The 17,220-nt window shown below is 39.7% G+C and carries 14 protein-coding genes; 13 read left to right on the top strand and 1 reads right to left on the bottom strand.

Features of this window, described 5'->3' with window-relative positions; genetic code table 11:
* Nucleotide 1: 1 nt before the first annotated feature.
* Entirely contained in the window at nt 2-253 is a 252-nt protein-coding gene (locus LC508_RS22035) for a TIGR03905 family TSCPD domain-containing protein (RefSeq protein ID WP_033142095.1), read from the bottom strand.
* 1,187 nt (nt 254-1,440) lie between these two features.
* Here LC508_RS22035 and LC508_RS22040 point away from each other — a divergent pair.
* From LC508_RS22040 to LC508_RS22100, 13 genes are all read left to right on the top strand, one after another.
* Nucleotides 1,441-2,361, top strand: coding sequence for a hypothetical protein (locus LC508_RS22040; RefSeq protein WP_147396170.1), 921 nt, complete (start codon nt 1,441-1,443; stop codon nt 2,359-2,361).
* Nucleotides 2,362-2,392: 31 nt separating this feature from the next.
* Nucleotides 2,393-2,800, top strand: coding sequence for a hypothetical protein (locus LC508_RS22045; RefSeq protein ID WP_118593856.1), 408 nt, complete (start codon nt 2,393-2,395; stop codon nt 2,798-2,800).
* 499 nt (nt 2,801-3,299) lie between these two features.
* A complete protein-coding gene (locus LC508_RS22050) occupies nt 3,300-4,103 on the top strand; it encodes a prepilin-type N-terminal cleavage/methylation domain-containing protein (protein WP_103733152.1) in 804 nt (267 codons plus the stop codon).
* A 169-nt stretch (nt 4,104-4,272) separates the two neighbouring features.
* Nucleotides 4,273-5,535, top strand: coding sequence for an AfsR/SARP family transcriptional regulator (locus LC508_RS22055; protein ID WP_033142050.1), 1,263 nt, complete (start codon nt 4,273-4,275; stop codon nt 5,533-5,535).
* Nucleotides 5,536-5,571: 36 nt separating this feature from the next.
* On the top strand, nt 5,572-6,021 hold the full coding sequence (locus LC508_RS22060; RefSeq protein WP_033142049.1) for a hypothetical protein: 450 nt from the start codon (nt 5,572-5,574) through the stop codon (nt 6,019-6,021).
* A 212-nt stretch (nt 6,022-6,233) separates the two neighbouring features.
* Nucleotides 6,234-6,443 carry a hypothetical protein gene (locus LC508_RS22065; RefSeq protein ID WP_033142048.1) on the top strand — a complete coding sequence of 70 codons (210 nt, stop codon included), beginning with the start codon at nt 6,234-6,236 and terminating at the stop codon, nt 6,441-6,443.
* Nucleotides 6,433-11,559 (top strand): DUF7601 domain-containing protein, encoded by a 5,127-nt coding sequence (locus LC508_RS22070; RefSeq protein WP_118593857.1) that lies wholly within the window; start codon nt 6,433-6,435, stop codon nt 11,557-11,559. Before LC508_RS22065 ends, LC508_RS22070 begins: the two co-directional genes overlap by 11 nt.
* A 111-nt stretch (nt 11,560-11,670) precedes the next feature.
* The gene (locus tag LC508_RS22075; protein WP_103733170.1) at nt 11,671-13,029 is read left to right on the top strand and encodes a SpaA isopeptide-forming pilin-related protein; all 1,359 of its coding nucleotides are present in this window, start codon (nt 11,671-11,673) and stop codon (nt 13,027-13,029) included.
* Nucleotides 13,030-13,140: 111 nt separating this feature from the next.
* Nucleotides 13,141-14,043 carry a class C sortase gene (locus LC508_RS22080; RefSeq protein ID WP_103733169.1) on the top strand — a complete coding sequence of 301 codons (903 nt, stop codon included), beginning with the start codon at nt 13,141-13,143 and terminating at the stop codon, nt 14,041-14,043.
* On the top strand, nt 14,044-14,916 hold the full coding sequence (locus tag LC508_RS22085; protein ID WP_103733163.1) for a class C sortase: 873 nt from the start codon (nt 14,044-14,046) through the stop codon (nt 14,914-14,916).
* Between the two features lie 46 nt (nt 14,917-14,962).
* Nucleotides 14,963-15,943, top strand: coding sequence for a DUF5979 domain-containing protein (locus LC508_RS22090; RefSeq protein WP_147396171.1), 981 nt, complete (start codon nt 14,963-14,965; stop codon nt 15,941-15,943).
* Between the two features lie 14 nt (nt 15,944-15,957).
* Entirely contained in the window at nt 15,958-16,458 is a 501-nt protein-coding gene (locus tag LC508_RS22095) for a hypothetical protein (RefSeq protein WP_033142043.1), read from the top strand.
* A complete protein-coding gene (locus tag LC508_RS22100) occupies nt 16,458-17,216 on the top strand; it encodes a hypothetical protein (protein ID WP_033142042.1) in 759 nt (252 codons plus the stop codon). The genes LC508_RS22095 and LC508_RS22100 overlap by 1 nt, the downstream gene beginning before the upstream one ends.
* Nucleotides 17,217-17,220: the final 4 nt, after the last annotated feature.

Below are 17,220 nucleotides of genomic sequence, written 5' to 3' on the forward strand. Positions count from 1 at the left end.
TTTACGCATTCTGTGCCTTGATGGATTCCAGAGCCAGTGCAAGCTGATCCGGGCAGGAAGTGCCGCGTCCGCCGCAGTCGGTTCCTTTCAGGCGTTCGATGACTTCGTTAACCTTCATTCCCTTTACAAGGCTGGCAATTCCCTTTGTATTGCCATTGCATCCTCCGTTGAATTTTACAGATGCGATGGTGTCTCCGTCCAGCTCGATCTCGATAGAACGTGAACATACGCCTCTTGTCTTATATACAGTCATGATATATTCCTCCATTCGTATTATCTGCGGATAATTATAGCAGATATGAGAGGAAAAGAAAATAGGTGATTTTTGCATTGTATTTTCGGCTGTTTTTGGCCGCTTTTGGCTGCGGTTCCCGGATTTTTCGTAACAGTTCAGACAGGTCTGTGCATTTATTGCACTGACCGTCAGCCCATCGCGAAGCGATTTTTAATGGCTGGATGCGCAATGGTTCGGCTTGTCTGAACTGTTATGGAATCTTAAGGTATACCTATAATTCTAAGATATTGAATTAAGATAGTAGGTAAAGCAGAAAGAAAATTTGTCCAGGAACTTAAGGGATACTAATAATTTTAAACTCTTGGATTGAATTATAGGTAAAGCAGAAGGAAAAATTGGTCAGAAACTTAGGAAATACCTATAATTCTAAAATGTTAGAGTTGAATAGTAGGTAAAACAGGAAGAAAAATTGTCAGAAACTTAGGAAATACCTATAATTCTAAAATGTTAGAGTTGAATAGTAGGTAAAACAGGAAGAAAAATTGGTCAGAAACTTAAGAAATGCCTATAATTTTAAAATGTTAGAGTTGAATAGTAGGTAAAGCAGGAAGAAAAATTGGTTAGAAACTTAAGAAATGCCTATAATTTTAAAATGTTAGAGTTGAATAGTAGGTAAAGCAGGAAGAAAAATTGGTTAGAAACTTAAGAAATGCCTATAATTCTAAAATGCTAGAAATGAATAGTAGGTAAAGCAGGAAGAGAATCTGATCAGAATCTCCAGAAATGTTTATAATTCTAAGATATTGGAACGGAATATCAGGTAATCTTTCATAGGCCAAGTCAGACTTACTGGAAGTGCCGGGGCTTTCTGAATTTTTGCTGTATATCTGCGATAAGCGAGGCTATAGTTCGGCCTTCCGGCTGAATTGTAACGATTTTTCCTAAAATAATAGAAAAAGGTTATAGAATCTTTATTGACTTTAAATGGTATATCATGTAAGCTTTTAAAAACAGCGGAAATGTTACCGCTTAAATTTATATATTTTCTTATAGCGCAGAATTTCTCTGCATCACGGCATCTCGCCGTTTATTCCCAATATTTATTTTAAAAAAGTTCGGACAGGAATCGGGGGTGGTATCCATGACGATATTTTTATGATTGCATGTTAATTATAAATTTGCTAAAATAAAGAGAGGATATGTATATGAGTGATGTTGCATATCAGAATAAAGATATTGTATCCAAAATACTTACAGATGGAATGAAAGAAAAATCTTTCGCGGTCTACGGTGTACCCATGTCAAGGATTAAGGACGTACTTCCGGTTAATCTGCCTGCAATTGAGGCAAACGAGATGGCCACAGACAACCTGTTTAGGCTGGAGGATGACAGCTATGCGGTTGTGGACTATGAAAGTTCTTTTTCAGAAAAGAGCAAGATAAAATATGTGTGTCATATTGCGAGAATCCTTAAAAAGTACGGAAGTATTATGAAGCTCAGAATGATAGTCCTATGCACATCCAGCACCTGCCGCATCAATACGGTACTGGATGCAGGATGCCTTCGCCTCAGCATTGAACCGGGATATCTGTCTTCTATCGAAACGGACAGGGTATTTGAAAATATCAGAAAACAGATAGAGGACGGGAAGAAGCTCAACGATACAGAAGTCATGCAGATGATTGTCCTTCCGCTGACGGTGAAGAATAGGGAAGAACAGAAGGAATTATTAGAAGAGGTGGTAAACCTGGCAAAGAATATAAAAGAGGAAGAGCAGCAGATGTTCGTCCTGTCAGGTGTCATTACTTTTGCTGATAAGATCATAGAACCGGATTTCGCAAGAAGGGTAGAGGAGTGGATAAAGATGACGAAAGTAGGAAGATTATTTGAAGAGGAGAAACTGCAGGCTATGGCAGATGTAAGGCAGTCTATGGAAAAGACTATAGCAGAGAAAGATATGGCTCTGGCGGTGGCAGAAAAAGAGAAGGCTATAGCTATTGCCGAAAAACAGCATGAGGCATTAAAATTGGCATCGGTCAGACTGCTGTTAAAAGGCAGTTCTCCTAAGGAAGTATCCAAAACAACAGGTCTGCCGTTAAAAGAAATTGAAGAGTTCTTGAAATGAGTGTGTAATACATACTGCATTATTAGAAGAGGTGGTAAACCTGGCAAAGAATATAAAAGAGGAAGAGCAGCAGATGTTCGTCCTGTCAGGTGTCATTACCTTTGCTGATAAGATCATAGAACCGGATTTCGCAAGACGGGTAGAGGAGTGGATAAAGATGACGAAAGTAGGAAGATTATTTGAAGAGGAGAAACTGCAGGCTATGGCAGATGTAAGGCAGTCTATGGAAAAGACTATAGCAGAGAAAGATATGGCTCTGGCAGAAAAAGATATGGCTTTGGCGGTGGCAGAAAAAGAGAAGGCTATAGCTATCGCCGAAAAACAGCATGAGACATTAAGATTAGCATCGGTCAGACTGCTGTTAAAAGGCAGCTCCCCCGAGGAAGTATCCAAAACAACAGGGCTGCCGTTAAAAGAAATTGAAGAGTTCTTAAAATGAGTGTACAATACATACTACATTATAAAACTTCCTTGTCATAGCACATAAAATAAGGTAAAGGTGCTATAAATGTGTCTTTACCTTTTCTTATTTACGATGCATATAGGAGAGACTATTATCTATTTTAGACACAGGAGCAGTGCAGACAAGCTTGCTGAGGTAATCTCGGATATGCTTGGGATATATTATATATAGAAGAAACAGGTATGAATGAAAGATACGCTGACCTCATCAGATTATTTCTGTATAGTTTTTCTGTGCAGTTCGCCAGAAGGTAAGTAATTGAGGAATATAATTGTTTTTTAAAATTATGTAAACTAATAATGGGGGCTTAATAAAATATTAAGAATATTAGAAATGGGCATTTTCGGCGTAAAATGCCCATTTTTTGCATGATATGTACATATAAATGATTGACAGAGACAAACCTTTAGTAATATGATGGGAATATAAAAAATATTGGCAAATTATGCCCGTAAAAGGAAAGGCTGAAAATAAAATGCTGCAAAAGAAAAAGAAGAATCAGGGATTTACCCTGGTGGAATTAATTGTAGTAATTGTAATTATTTTGATACTTGCCGCAGTGGCAGTGCCTTCCATTACACGTTACGTGCAGAAGTCCAAGATCGCCAAATGTGCGAATCAGAGACATGAACTGGCGACGCAGTTTCAGATTATGGGGACGGATGTACCGGAGCTGGCGCTTTGTACCTTAGAAGGTGAAGTTGAGAATATCTTAAAAAAAGATGTTCTGAATTATATGATTGAGAATGGGTATTGTTCTCAAGATATTACAGTTTGCCCGGTATATAATGAGAAATATGAACTGGAGATATCTGTAGAGAATGGCCAGCAGCATGTGGAGTTTGTTTGTCAATGTGTTGACAGTGTTAAAGGATATGTTTCTACATGCTCAAAATATTATAATGAAATCATCAAAAATGGAAATGAAAATCCTGATAGAAAGGATTTACTTTCTAAGGTGGCTGACGAGAAAGGATTTATGAAAGTCTCTGATTCTATAAAGAGTAGTACTTTATTTAAAGATAAACCTTTATACTGGAAACCTTATTTTCTGGCAGACGGTACAATGGCATTATATGGAACAACAAATTCTGAAGGAGAGAATGCCTGGTCTAACTGGAATGCGTACCTTATATATTATAATGGACAAGTTTACCAAAGTACTAAGAAGAATGGTACAAAACCGACTAATGGTAATATAGCAAGTATGAATGGTATTAAAAAAGAGACAATGGAAGAATACCTTAAAAATCATGATTTCGAGAAGGTAGAAAAATAGTATAGATTTTGAATATTGACAGTGTCCGATAAGTTATCCACACAATGTTTAATGGCGTCTAAACTGCAGTTTTGTCGACGCATAAACCATTGACAAAAGATAGTACAAACTTTAGAATTAAAAATAATGATATGATAGGGCAATAAAACGAGCGGAGGCGTGCAGACAAATGGGAGAGAGTATGATAGAAGAAAAATTACCGGTGTTAAAAGTGCACATGTTGGGAGGCTTCTCCATGGAATATGGCGGCAAGCCCATATCCTTCCGCAGGAATACAGCAACCAAGTCCATGAAGCTGCTTCAGATACTGCTCCACTGCGGTGATGAAGGAATAGCGAGAAGCAAACTGCTGGAAAACTTATATGGAAGAGAAGAACTGGCGGATGTAGCCAACAATTTAAGAGTGACTTCCCACCGCCTCAAGAAAATGCTGGTGGATGCAGGCCTTCCCGAATATGATTATATCCAGATAAAGTCAGGCATATACCGCTGGTCAGGCCCAATGGAAGTTGAAGTGGATGCCCTGGTATTTTCCAACCTTGTGGATTTAAGTGAAAAGGAAGACAACGAAGATAAAAAAATCCAGCTTTTAAAAGATGCGTGTGAAGTATACCACGGAGAATTCCTTCCGGGCCTGTCCGGTGAGGATTGGGTACTTCTTGAAAGCGTTCAGTATAAAAAGAAATACACACAGGCTTTGGGACAAATATGCGATACCCTCATGAAACAGCGTGAATATGAAACGGTACTGGATTTATGTGAAAAGGCAAGTGAGCTGTATCCTTTCGATGAATGGCAGTCTGTTCAGGTAGACTGTCTCATGGCTCTGAACAGATATAAAGAAGCAATTCAGCTCTATGAAGATACTGCGAAACTGTTTTTTGAAGAGCTGGGAATCAGTCCTTCAGAAAAAATGATGAACCAGTTTAAAGAAATGAGCGCCAAGATGAGCCACAAACCACAGGCACTCAATGAGATCAAGGGCGGCCTGAAAGAAGAAGAGGAAGAGGAAGGGGCATTTTACTGCAACCTGCCGAGTTTCCGGGATGGCTATCGTCTGGTAAGGCGAATCATTGAGCGGAGCGGCCAGTCAGTGTACCTTATGCTGTGCACAGTAACAGACGGAAAAGGACATCCAATGGAAAATAAAGAGAAATTGGCTGCTATGACCGATGAACTGTATGACGCGATCAAACACTGCCTGCGCAGGGGGGATTCCTTTACAAAATATAGTCCCACACAGTTTTTGATTCTGCTGGTAGGCACGAATCAGGAAAACTGTTCTATGATTTTTGACCGCATTTCCCGCTATTTTGCCAGAGAACATAAATCATGGGAACAATATCTGGAATACTATGTATCATCTATAGCTGATGTGGAGAATGATAATTCCAGAATAAGTTTCCGAAGCAACGGGTTCCACTGGGATTAACAGAAAAGACCCGGAAATGACTGGAGAGTGTGGACTATGAACAAAGAAGAGGGTTTAAATATAAATATATCGGCGCCTAACCTGATTAGTGTCTGTGTTGATACCAGTGACCGGGGCGAGTTTTCCGGGCGTCTATACCAGTGCTACAGCGAAGAGCCATGGTGCTTTGAAAATGTGGTGCAGCTGCTGCATCTCATGGATAAGCTCTATGACTGCATCAGCTACCCCCAGGCTTCCACAGAGAGCCGCAGTTTTATAAAAAGAGATAAAGAACCAATACTCAAATTACAGAAGAAAATACCTCAGGAAACCATTCTAAAGCAAAAAGGCAGTGTCGCAACCTTTGCCATATATGTCCAATACAGGCAGAATGCTACGTGGCAGGGTGATGTACTCTGGATGGAAAGAGGGATAAAACAGCATTTTTACAGTGCATTAGAGCTGATCAAACTCATAGACAGTGCACTTGGAGAATATGAAATCTGACACAATTGTGCCGCCGGTAATCCGGCGGTATTTTTTTGCCCTTTTTTCATAAACTTCACAGAATCTTTATAGAACCATTACACAAGAAGAAACATTGAAAAATATTTTGAAAAAAGTAATGGATGTAATGCTTTGCGTAATGCTCCTTTCAGTACAATAAGAACAAAGTTAAGCAAGAGTCGAAAAAATAACCCAAAGGAGGCGAGAATGTTGTGAGTGGCAAAACCATTAAGAAAGATAAAGGAACTTTTATAGTAAAGGTTCATGAATGTCAGAATGCCACATGGCAGGGCAGTGTCCTGTGGGTAGAAGAACAGCAGGAGCAATATTTTCGCAGTGCATTGGAGTTATTGAAACTGATAGACGGAGCAATATCCGGAATAGAAGAAAAAATAGTAGAAGGAGGAAGCCATGAAAAGTAATATAAAGAAAAGAGTATTAGCAGTTGTACTTTGCATGGTCCTGATGCTGAGTACTGGCATATCTACTATGGCAGATGGTGAGGTAGCAGCAGGAACTCCCGCACCGGAGAGCGGAGCCAGTCAGGAGCCTGCAGCAGCAAGTGTTGAGGGAGAAGCAGTTGAAGGAGAAACAGTTGAAGGAGAACAGACACCTGCAGAACAATCTACGGAAACACAGGAAGAGACACCCACTGAACCCAGCGCAGCAGAAAGCAAAGACGAACCGGCTGCAGACATAAACAGCGTATCTGGTGTAACAGAGCTGGTCGGCAGTAATGGAATTCAGGATGAAGCATCTGAACAGGAAACAGATTTGACAGAACAGGAACCTGAACCTGAAGTTGAAATCGTATCAGAGGCAACAGAATTAAAACAAGAGTTCACAGATGAAGCAGGAAATGTTACACAGCGTGTAATTGCAAATATACCGGAAGGTGCATTTCAGGCAAACGCTTCTGAAATAACCATGGAAGTTAATTATCTGGACGAAGCTGCAGAAAATCACGTAAAAGAACTGATGACAGCAGCACTTCCGGAGAACGAAATCCTTGGTGATTACATACTTTATGATATTAAGTTTAAAGTAAACGGAGAAGTAACAGAACCTCAGAAAGCAATTGCTATTACATTTGAAGGCAGCGGACTTCATATCGAAGACACAAAGAAAGCAAATGTTTTCTACCTCGATCCGGCTGACCCGGAAGTGCAGGATGATAAGGATGAAATCGTAGAGATCACTCAGAAGAGTGAAATGATTGAAAACCTTCAGAATGCAGGACAGAGCATTGAGAATATTGATGAGTATGATCTGTCTGAGATTTCTGTAAAGGAAGATGGGACAGCAGATCAGATTCTGATGGAGGGAAGGATTTCTACAGTTTATGGTTGTTATGTAGAAAATATTAAACCAGAAGAAATCACAGAACCGGAAGAAAATGAAAATGTAGAAAACGTAGAGAAGGTAGAAGCGTTATTCTATGAAGATGAAGCTGTAACAGTAACAGTAACTGCCGAAAAAGAAGGGGCCATTCCGGAGAATTCAAAACTTCAGGTTATACCTATCTCAAAGACGGATAAAGAAACTGAAGCGCAGTATGAAGAAGTTCAGAATCAGCTTGATAAAAAAGCTGAGAATGAAGAATATGATATCGCAGGCTTTCTGGCATACGACATTAGTTTTGTAAACGCTGATGGTGAAGAAATAGAACCTAACAGTCAAGTGAAAGTAACGATGGAATATAAAAATGATGCTATTCCGGAAGAAGTTAAAAAAGATGATAACCTTGATGTGACCGTTATGCACCTGGAAGAGAATGAAAATGGCAGTATAAAAGAGGTTGTTGATATAGCGGCTGAAAATGAAAAGGGGGCCATAATAGAAACTACTGATGATGCGAAGATAAAGAAAGCGGAGTTTGAAACGGATAGTTTTTCTGCATTTATAATAACTTGGCGTACCAGTAGTGGAACAAAAAAAATAAGTGTTAAAATTATTGATGAAACGGGATATGAGATTGATGTAGACGAAGATTGTGCTGCATTAGATGGAATTTCGTTAAATTCATACAGCAATGAATTTTTAATGAAAAATATAACGGCATATGGTTCTGCAAGTCAATTTTATGAAATTAGAGATACTAGAGGACAAAAATATATTTTTAAAACGGCAATAAATGATTGGAACTTTGGAAAAAGTAATGGATTTCCAAATGGTGGAAGTGAAGTAGTTGGATTAAAGTACGAAGGTTATCAGGTTAAGTGGAAAAGGGCAGGGGAAAGTGGCTATAGAAACCACGATGATAGAGATGCTTTTTACTTTATTTATGCTAAAGAAGCTGCACCAATTCAGAAACTAGAAACAGTAGATACCAGGGCGGAAAATATAAACCTTTCTTTGTACAACTACAATAGTAAAATTATTAACAATCCGTTAGTAGAGTATGGGTTTAATTTTCATTCAGGATCAAGTGCTGTAGATTCTCCGAACGGATATTCTTATAATAATGATAAATATACAAATAGTTCCAATCAAGGAGTGCTTCAAGGGATAGTTAAGCGTAACTTACAGAAAAATAATCTTGTTTTAAATCATAGAAATAATCCAGACATGGGCTTTTTATTTGGAAGTACAAATAATGAGGCTGTAAGAAAATATGAGAATTTGGATGGCTTATTTCAAAAAGATGATAGCGGCTATTTCTATTACGACAGTTTGAAGAATGCAGCTGTCCTAAATGGTGATAAAGTTGATGTTTATGATGGGACTGTAAGTTCGGAAAAATTTAAATATGGTAATTTTTTACCGTTTAATAATCAGTATCTAACTAATAATGCAACAAACGGACTAAACAAGATTAATAGCAAAGATGCCGACATGTGGTTTGGTATGAACGTGGGAATGAGCTTTTACCAGCCAAAAGATGGAAGAATCAATAACCAGGATATGGTGTTTGAATTTAGGGGAGATGATGATGTATGGGTATTTGTCGATGGGATGCTTGTATTAGATATTGGAGGTATTCATGGTAAAAAAAGTGGCTCAATCAATTTTAGAACAGGAGTAGTAGAGGTTGAGGATCAGAAGTCCACTACTCTAGCAAATTGTTTTAGGGCTGCATATAAAGAATTAAATTTAACAGATACACAGATTGCTGCTAAGTTGAATACATTATTCAATAAAGTAAATGGCAGTTATACAACATTTAAAAACTACAGTTCTCATGATTTTAAATTTTTCTATATGGAAAGAGGCGGCGGAGCTGCAAACTGTAAAATTAAGTTTAATATGCCTAGAATACCAGAAGGCTCAGTTATGGTTACAAAAGAAGTCATTAATGATAACGATGAGTCGGTTGATTATTCTGCAGATATTGATTTTAAATTTAATATCAGAAAGAACGATACTGTTTTAGCAAACAAAACTTATATGCTTTATGAGAATGATGAAAAAACAGGAGAAGGGACCACAGATGCAGAAGGTAATTTCACATTAAAGCATGGACAGTCAGCAGTATTTGGAGATTTTCTGGCAACTGATAATTATGAGGTTAAAGAATTAGGTGCATATTTAGATGGGTATGAAGTATCTTATAATGGTGAAATATTAGTAAAACATACAGAATCAGAAGGTGAAACGACGATTCAATCTGCAACAACAGGGATTTTGAAGGTTGATGAAACATCAAGTGTAGTATTCAGAAATAAGGTTACGGATACTGCGAAGTTATCAATATCAAAATCGTTGGCTGCTGATAGTGATGAGTTAGTGGGTAAAAGTTTTCCGATTTCTGTAAAAATACAGGGTGAGGTATATACAGGCTCCTACAGTGTTAACGGAATCCGATATACTACAAATGATGGAATAATAGCTGTTAAAGGCGGTGAAGTGGCACAGATAACAGGGCTTCCATATGGAACGTCATTTGAAGTTGAAGAAAGATTAGATGGATCTTATATTCCTTCATATAGTATTTCAGGAGAAGCATATGATAAAGTCTTACCAGAGTATGATAAAGATGGAATATTACTAAATAATGTGACTTCGGCATCAGGGAAACTTGCAGGAGATAGTTTAGTTAGTATTGAAAACCGTGAAATACCCATCGGAACAGGAACAACTTCTGTCAAAGTTATAAAAAAATGGGAGAATTCAGCGCAATATGAAATCCCTGAATATGTTGACGTAACTTTATATGAAGATGTAAATGCGAATGGTCAGTATGACGAAGGTACTGATATTCCGGTTCAGGGAATGGAAACCAAGCGGTTAAGCGAATCACTTAATAACTGGACAGACGGTTGGGATAATCTTCCGGCAGATACTGATTATGTAGTGAAAGAGACATTTCCTGAGGGGTTTGAATTATTTAGAACTACTATTACTAATTCTATTACAGCAGTAGAGCCTATTGGAGAGAAGAATTCTCCAAACAGCAGTACAGTTTTCAATTTAGGAAAGAACAATATATTACTTGTAAAAGAGACTGCTAATGCTGGATACTTTTTATGGACACCACGTGATTTGGGCTTAACAAAGACAGAGATAGATAAGATAGTTAATATGATTAAACCCTATATTACAGGTGCTGGTAATTTGGGCGATAATGTCACATATAAATACGGTGACAGCAACAGTGGTGGAATATCATTAGGAAAAAATGATAATGGTTGGACATTAAGTTTTGCAGCTACAAGTACCTGGTCCTTGTTCTGGAATTTTAGTTATACCAGATTAGAAGAAATTCAACTGGATAATACAATAGACGATAATTTAAAAATCCAGATTCCTGTAGACAAAGAGTGGCAGGGAGATTCTGAATTAGAGCGTCCAGATAGCATTACAATTCAATTGTATAAAAATGGAGTTGAAGAAGGAGAGCCCGTAGAAATAACCAGAAAAATGTTATGGAAATATACTTATGAAAATCTGGATTATTATTCTTTTGACTCAGAAACCAATCGTTATATTAAGAATGAGTATGCTATAAAAGAGATAAAGGTTGGCGATGATGAAATTGATGAAAACGGGCAAGCGGGCGATTATCAGTCTATTGTCAAAAGAAATGAGGACAACAGTTTTACAATAAGTAATATTAAACAATGGCAAATAGTTAAAGTCAGTGACAAATCTGATGATTTAACTCTTCAGGGTGCGATATTTAAGCTTAGTCCTAGTGGAGATTTTGATAAGCCTTTCTATGGCAAATCAGATAATAATGGTGTGGTTACCTGGTATAAGGACTTAGAATTTAATAAGCCTTTAGATGGCATTTTGCCAGATGGAGTATATACCTTGACTGAGGAAAAAGCTCCTAGTGGATATGTTAAGAGTGATATATCCTGGAGCATTATAATCAGTAATGGCAGACCAACATCTGTTGAAAGTTCAAAAGGTAAAGTAGAAGAGAACAGAAAAGATGGAAAACTGACATATTATTTTGAAAATACTGCTGTATATGCGCTTCCAAGCGCAGGTGGTAATGGGATTTATGGGTATTTGATTAGTGGTTTACTGCTAATGATGGCAGCAACGCTAATCTTATATAAAAACAAACGCAGGGAGGTGCTGAAGAGTTAAGAAATGAAGAAGCTTTTCAGCGGTCCCGGTACCGCGAAAATATAACGTATAAAAACAATAATACGGAAATTCAAAATGGGCAGAAGCCAAAAAAGAAAAGGAGACAAAATTATGAAAAAAATTAGAAGGATTTTTGCAGTGTTATTATCACTGGCAATGGTGCTTGGAATGAGCATGACAACATTTGCAGCAGGTAGTTCAGAGTCACCGTTTAATAGTAATATTACTATTACTAATTTAGCTGTAGATGATAACACAACAGTAAATGTGTTTAAAGCAGTTTATTTAAATGAAGATGAAAATGAATGGGTAGTTGCAGACTGGGCAAAAGATTACATAACATTAGATGCAACGAATAATAAATACACAATTACGAATCCGGCAGGTCTTGGAACTAATGTTCCCGAAAAACCAGATTATACAGAGAAAACAAATGAAACTAGTATAACATTTGAAGGGGTCCCAGTAGGTGCTTACGTAATCATTGCGAGTGGAAACAAAGCAACATATACAACAATGGTAGCAAATACGTATAAAGAAGATGCAACATATATGGAATCGAAAGATGTTTCTCTTATTGCAAAACTGGATACTTATAAGGTGGATAAATCTGCGAATGATAACTTTGTTGCCCGTGGTGAAGAAGTAATATTTACAATAACTACAGTATTTCCTAACTTTTCAGAGAATCCAGACTCTGTAAAGAACACTTATAAAATTGTGGATACATCTACAGATTTAAAGATTTTGGGTGTAGAAACAGCGACAGTTGGTGGAGAAAATGTTCTGGAGGAGATAACGGCCTCATATACAGATGAAACTAAGGGAGAATATACAATTGATTTGAGTGACCTGATTGGTACGGAAAATATAAATTCTGGTAAACCAGTTATAATCGCTTATAAGGCAGAGGTATTGACGGATGCAGGATATCAGAACGCAGTAAATACATTTAAAAATGATACAGTAACAGGTAAAGATGACGAAAAAGGTTATACTGGTGATGTTACACTTACAAAGTATGCAGAAGATAAAAAAACTGCTTTATCAGGGGCTGAGTTTAAAGTTGGTAAAAAAGATGGTGAGACAGTCGGTGAGGCATTATATTTTGTAGAAACAAGTAAGGGTAACTATAAACTTGCAAAAGCAACAGAAGCAGGAGCAACACAGACAGTAGTTGTTGCAGACGATGGAACCGTGAAATTAACAGGATTAGATGAAGGCACATATCACTTCATTGAGACAAAAGCACCAGAAGGATACTCTATCAATAAAGACGGTGTAGATGCAACAATTGAAAAGAATGACGAAGCACATGTTTCTATTAAAGCAGAGCTGACAGATACCAAACTTTCCTCCCTCCCATCCACAGGTGGAATCGGTACAACAATCTTCACAATCGGCGGATGCCTCATCATGATCGTAGCAGCAGGCCTGTTCTTCGCAAGCCGCAGAAAATCTGCAAAATAATTAATGATAATCAATTATAATTATCATCAACAATTCTAAGCAACAACTAAATGCCGGGGCGGTCGGCCCGCCCCGGCATTTTAGAAAAATACAACAATAAGGAGAGTCCGGATGAAAAAAAGATCGCACATAATCATTGTTTCCCTTCTGTTTTTAGCCGGTTTGTCCTTGCTGCTGTATCCCCTCGTATCCAATCAATGGAATAACTACAGACAGAGTAAACTGATCAGCAGTTATGAAGAAGTGGTAAATGAAAAAAGCGCAGCAGGTGAAATCGACTACAAAGCCGAGGCAGACCGCGCGACAGCTTATAACAACGCCCTTCTTCCCAGTATCCTCCCAGACTCCTTTGCCGTAGCAGAAGCATCCGAGGAGGAAGACGACGAATATATGTCTTGTCTTAACCTCTCCGGTAATGGTATGATGGGATATGTAGAAATTCCTAAAATCAACGTGAAAATACCTGTATTTCACACCACGGATGATGAGGTGCTTCAGAAAGCAGCGGGCCATCTGGAAGGAAGTTCACTTCCCATTGGAGGTAAGAGCACACATTCTGTAATCTCTGCCCACAGAGGACTGCCAAGTGCAACACTGTTTACCGACCTGGACAAAATGAAAGAGGGGGATCACTTCCTTCTGTATATACTGGATGATATCCTCTGCTATGAAGTGGATAACGTTTCAGTGGTAGAACCCGAGGAGACCGATGGTCTGGCAGTGGAGGAAGGAGAAGATTTAGTTACCCTTCTTACCTGTACCCCTTACGGAGTGAACAGCCAGAGACTTCTTGTACGCGGACACCGTGTTCCTTATGAGGAGACAGAGATGGAAGAGACACCAACTTCCCTTCTGACCGGAGTAAGCATGCACACAAGCTATTTATTCTGGGTGATCGTAGGTCTGGCAGTGACAGCAGCCTTTGTTATATTCCTCTACCTCCGCGAGAAGAAATTAAGGACAAAGCTTAATTCTGATGAAAAACAGGAGAATGAGGAGCTGACGGACAAATAAATGAAGAGAAAAATTTCAACCATTCTGTTCGGATTATTATTTCTGGCAGGGTTTGGCATCCTGGTTTATCCAACCGTTTCCAACCAATGGAACACATACCGCCAGAGCAAGCTTATAAGCAGCTATGAAGAAGTGATCGGCGATATGACGCCCGAAGATTTTACAAAAGAATGGGACGCCGCAAGAGCCTTTGATGCAGCTTTGACACAGAATAACCTGTACGGTGATGTATTCGGCGAAGACAAAGAAGAACTGCAGAACACAGAATACTGGAAAGTACTTAACGTTAACAAAGACGGCGTGATGGGATATCTTTCCATCCCCAAGATCAACATAAAGGTAGCCATCTACCATGGCACCGGAGATGACGTTCTCCAGACAGGAGTAGGGCATCTCAACGGAACCAAATTACCGATCGGAGGCGAGAGTACACACAGTGTACTGGCAGCCCACAGAGGTCTTCCGAGCGCCAGGCTTTTTACAGATATTGACCAGTTAAAACGCGGAGATTTATTTTACATCCACGTGCTGGATGATACATTAGCTTATGAGGTCGACCAGATCCTCACTATGATAGACAAGGACGACAGGGAAACCCTGGACGGCGCAATGGCCATTGAAGAGGGCCAGGACTATGTAACATTGTTTACTTGCACTCCATACGGCGTCAACTCCCACAGACTTTTAGTCCGCGGGCATCGGGTACCGTATACCGGAGAGGAAGAGATAGAGAGCACACCGGTTCAGTCCATGCTGAAAGCAGTACAGAATTATTACATGTTATATCTGATACTTGGATTGTCGGTGACATTACTGGTGATACTTTTAATGAAATTCCTGTTCAAGCCACGGAAAAAAAATAAGAAGTCATAAAGTGGTCAATAGGGAATGAGTTTTCAGAGGAGGGTAAAATGTGAAGATGAAAAAGACAATAAAAAAAGGAAGTGCATTGGCTCTGGCTCTGGCATTGATGCTTTCCGCAACGATTCTGCCTAAGGTTTATGCAGCCTTTGGTATTGATACAGAGAAAAGCTGTTCCCTGACCTTTGAACTGGACGGACAGTATGAAGAGCTGAACAGTCTGACCATTCCCATTCATTTATACAGAGTGGCAGATGTAGAGGAAAACGGTGAATACAGAGTATTGGCCGGATATGAAGATTTGGATCTTGCATCCATAAGCAATAAGACAACAGCCGAAGACTGGGAGAAGCTTGCAGGAAAAGCATCCGAACTGGTAGAAAAGCTTGCAGCCGCCCCGACTGCTGAGGTACAGATGCAGAAACCTGAGGGCAGCGATAAATCCAAAGGCGTTGCCGGAGACCTCTCCACAGGTATGTATCTGGTGGTTGCGGAATCTGTACAGTCACCGGAGTATACATATGATTTTACCCCGTATCTGATCTCCCTGCCGAACAACTATTACAGCGAGACAGAGGATGACACCTGGGTATATGATGTGACCACCGGATTAAAACCGGCACAGACAGAGCGCTATGGGGATTTAGTCATTGAAAAGACCCTTACTGCATATAACGCCACTTTAGGCGGAGCAGATTTCATTTTCCGGGTAGAAGCAGAGAGGGATTATGAAGTAGTATACAGCAACGTGGTATCCATCTCCTTTGACGCACCGGGAACAAAAAGTGTAAAGATAGAACATATTCCGGCAGGTGCTTCTGTTACGGTAACAGAGGTATACAGCGGAGCAAGTTATGAACTGACTTCCGACGGGACACAGCAGACAGTGATCACTGCAGATGAATCGGTTGGTGTTTCATTTGAAAATACCTATGACCATCGAAACAACGGCGGCAGCAGTGTAGTCAACCGGTTTACTTACAATGAAGGTGACTGGGATTGGGAACAGCAGAAAGATAGTACAGGTGAGCAGGAGTAAAGGAGGATGGAGCGATGAAGAAGAAATTCAATAAGAAAAGCCTTTGTCTGGCAGCAGCAGCTCTTGCCCTCACCGCAGGTATATCCGTGAACAGCGCCATGGCGTACTTCACCACCTATACAACGGCAGCAGGTGATGTGACCATCAGTCTTGGTTCCACCGTGACGATTCCGGAGGAGAAGGTCAGCGACTGGACAAAGCATATTGTGATCAAAAATACAGGAGATTATGAGTGCTATGTCCGTGTGAAAGTATTTGCAGGAGAAAAATATCAGGACGGACTTGTATATCAGGGCAGCCAGAAGTGGTCCCCCGGAGAAGAAGATTACTACTATTACAGTGATATTGTTCCGGCAGGCGGTGAAACGGAGGAACTCCAGGTTAAGATTGATTCCAAAGACAGTGAGGAGGAATTTAATATTATCGTGGCCCAGGAGTGTACCCCGGTATTATATGACGATGAAGGCAAACCCTATGCAGACTGGAATGCAAAACAAGAGGAGGTTGGTGAATAATGAAAAAGAAGAAAAAATCCTTTTCTGTGAAACCAGTTATCCTTCTCTCAGCAGCAGCCCTGTTATTGCTGGGCAGTACAGTCGGAAGTGCACGTGCGGCACTTACCTATTACAGTGAAAACTATTCTGTGCAGATGAGCACATCAAACATTGGTGTAAGCCTCATAGAAAATGGTGACAAAATCAGCTACAGGGACTATAATGAAAACGATGAGTGGAATGAGAGCACAGGAACTCTTTTATCCGATCTGAAGAAAGAGAAGCTGGTACTGGGCAAGACATATGATGAGAAGCTCAGCGTTACGAACAGCGGCTCCATAGACAGCTATGTGAGGGTTATCCTCTATAAGAGCTGGTCAAAAGGCGAAGGAGAAAATGCAGTCAAAGACACAACGCTTTCCCCCGCACTGATCGACCTGAACCTGACCGGCAACGGCTGGACCGAAGACAAAAATGCATCCACAAAAGAACGTACGGTTCTGTACTATAACAGCATTCTTCCGGCAGGAGAAACCACTCCCGAGTTCGCAGACACACTGCGGATTGACCCGGCGCTTGGCAAGAAGGTCACAGAACATGAGACAATTGATGAAAATGGTTACAAGACCATCACCACGGTTTACGATTATGACGGTTACAGTTTCCAGGTGGAAGCCGAAGTGGATGCTGTTCAGACACATAATGCACAGGATGCCATCAAGAGTGCCTGGGGTGTAGATGTAGATGTTGCAGCAAACGGAGATATCAGCTTACGATAGGAGG

Source organism: Blautia parvula (genome assembly GCF_020215665.1).
GTDB classification, from domain to species: domain Bacteria; phylum Bacillota; class Clostridia; order Lachnospirales; family Lachnospiraceae; genus Blautia; species Blautia celeris.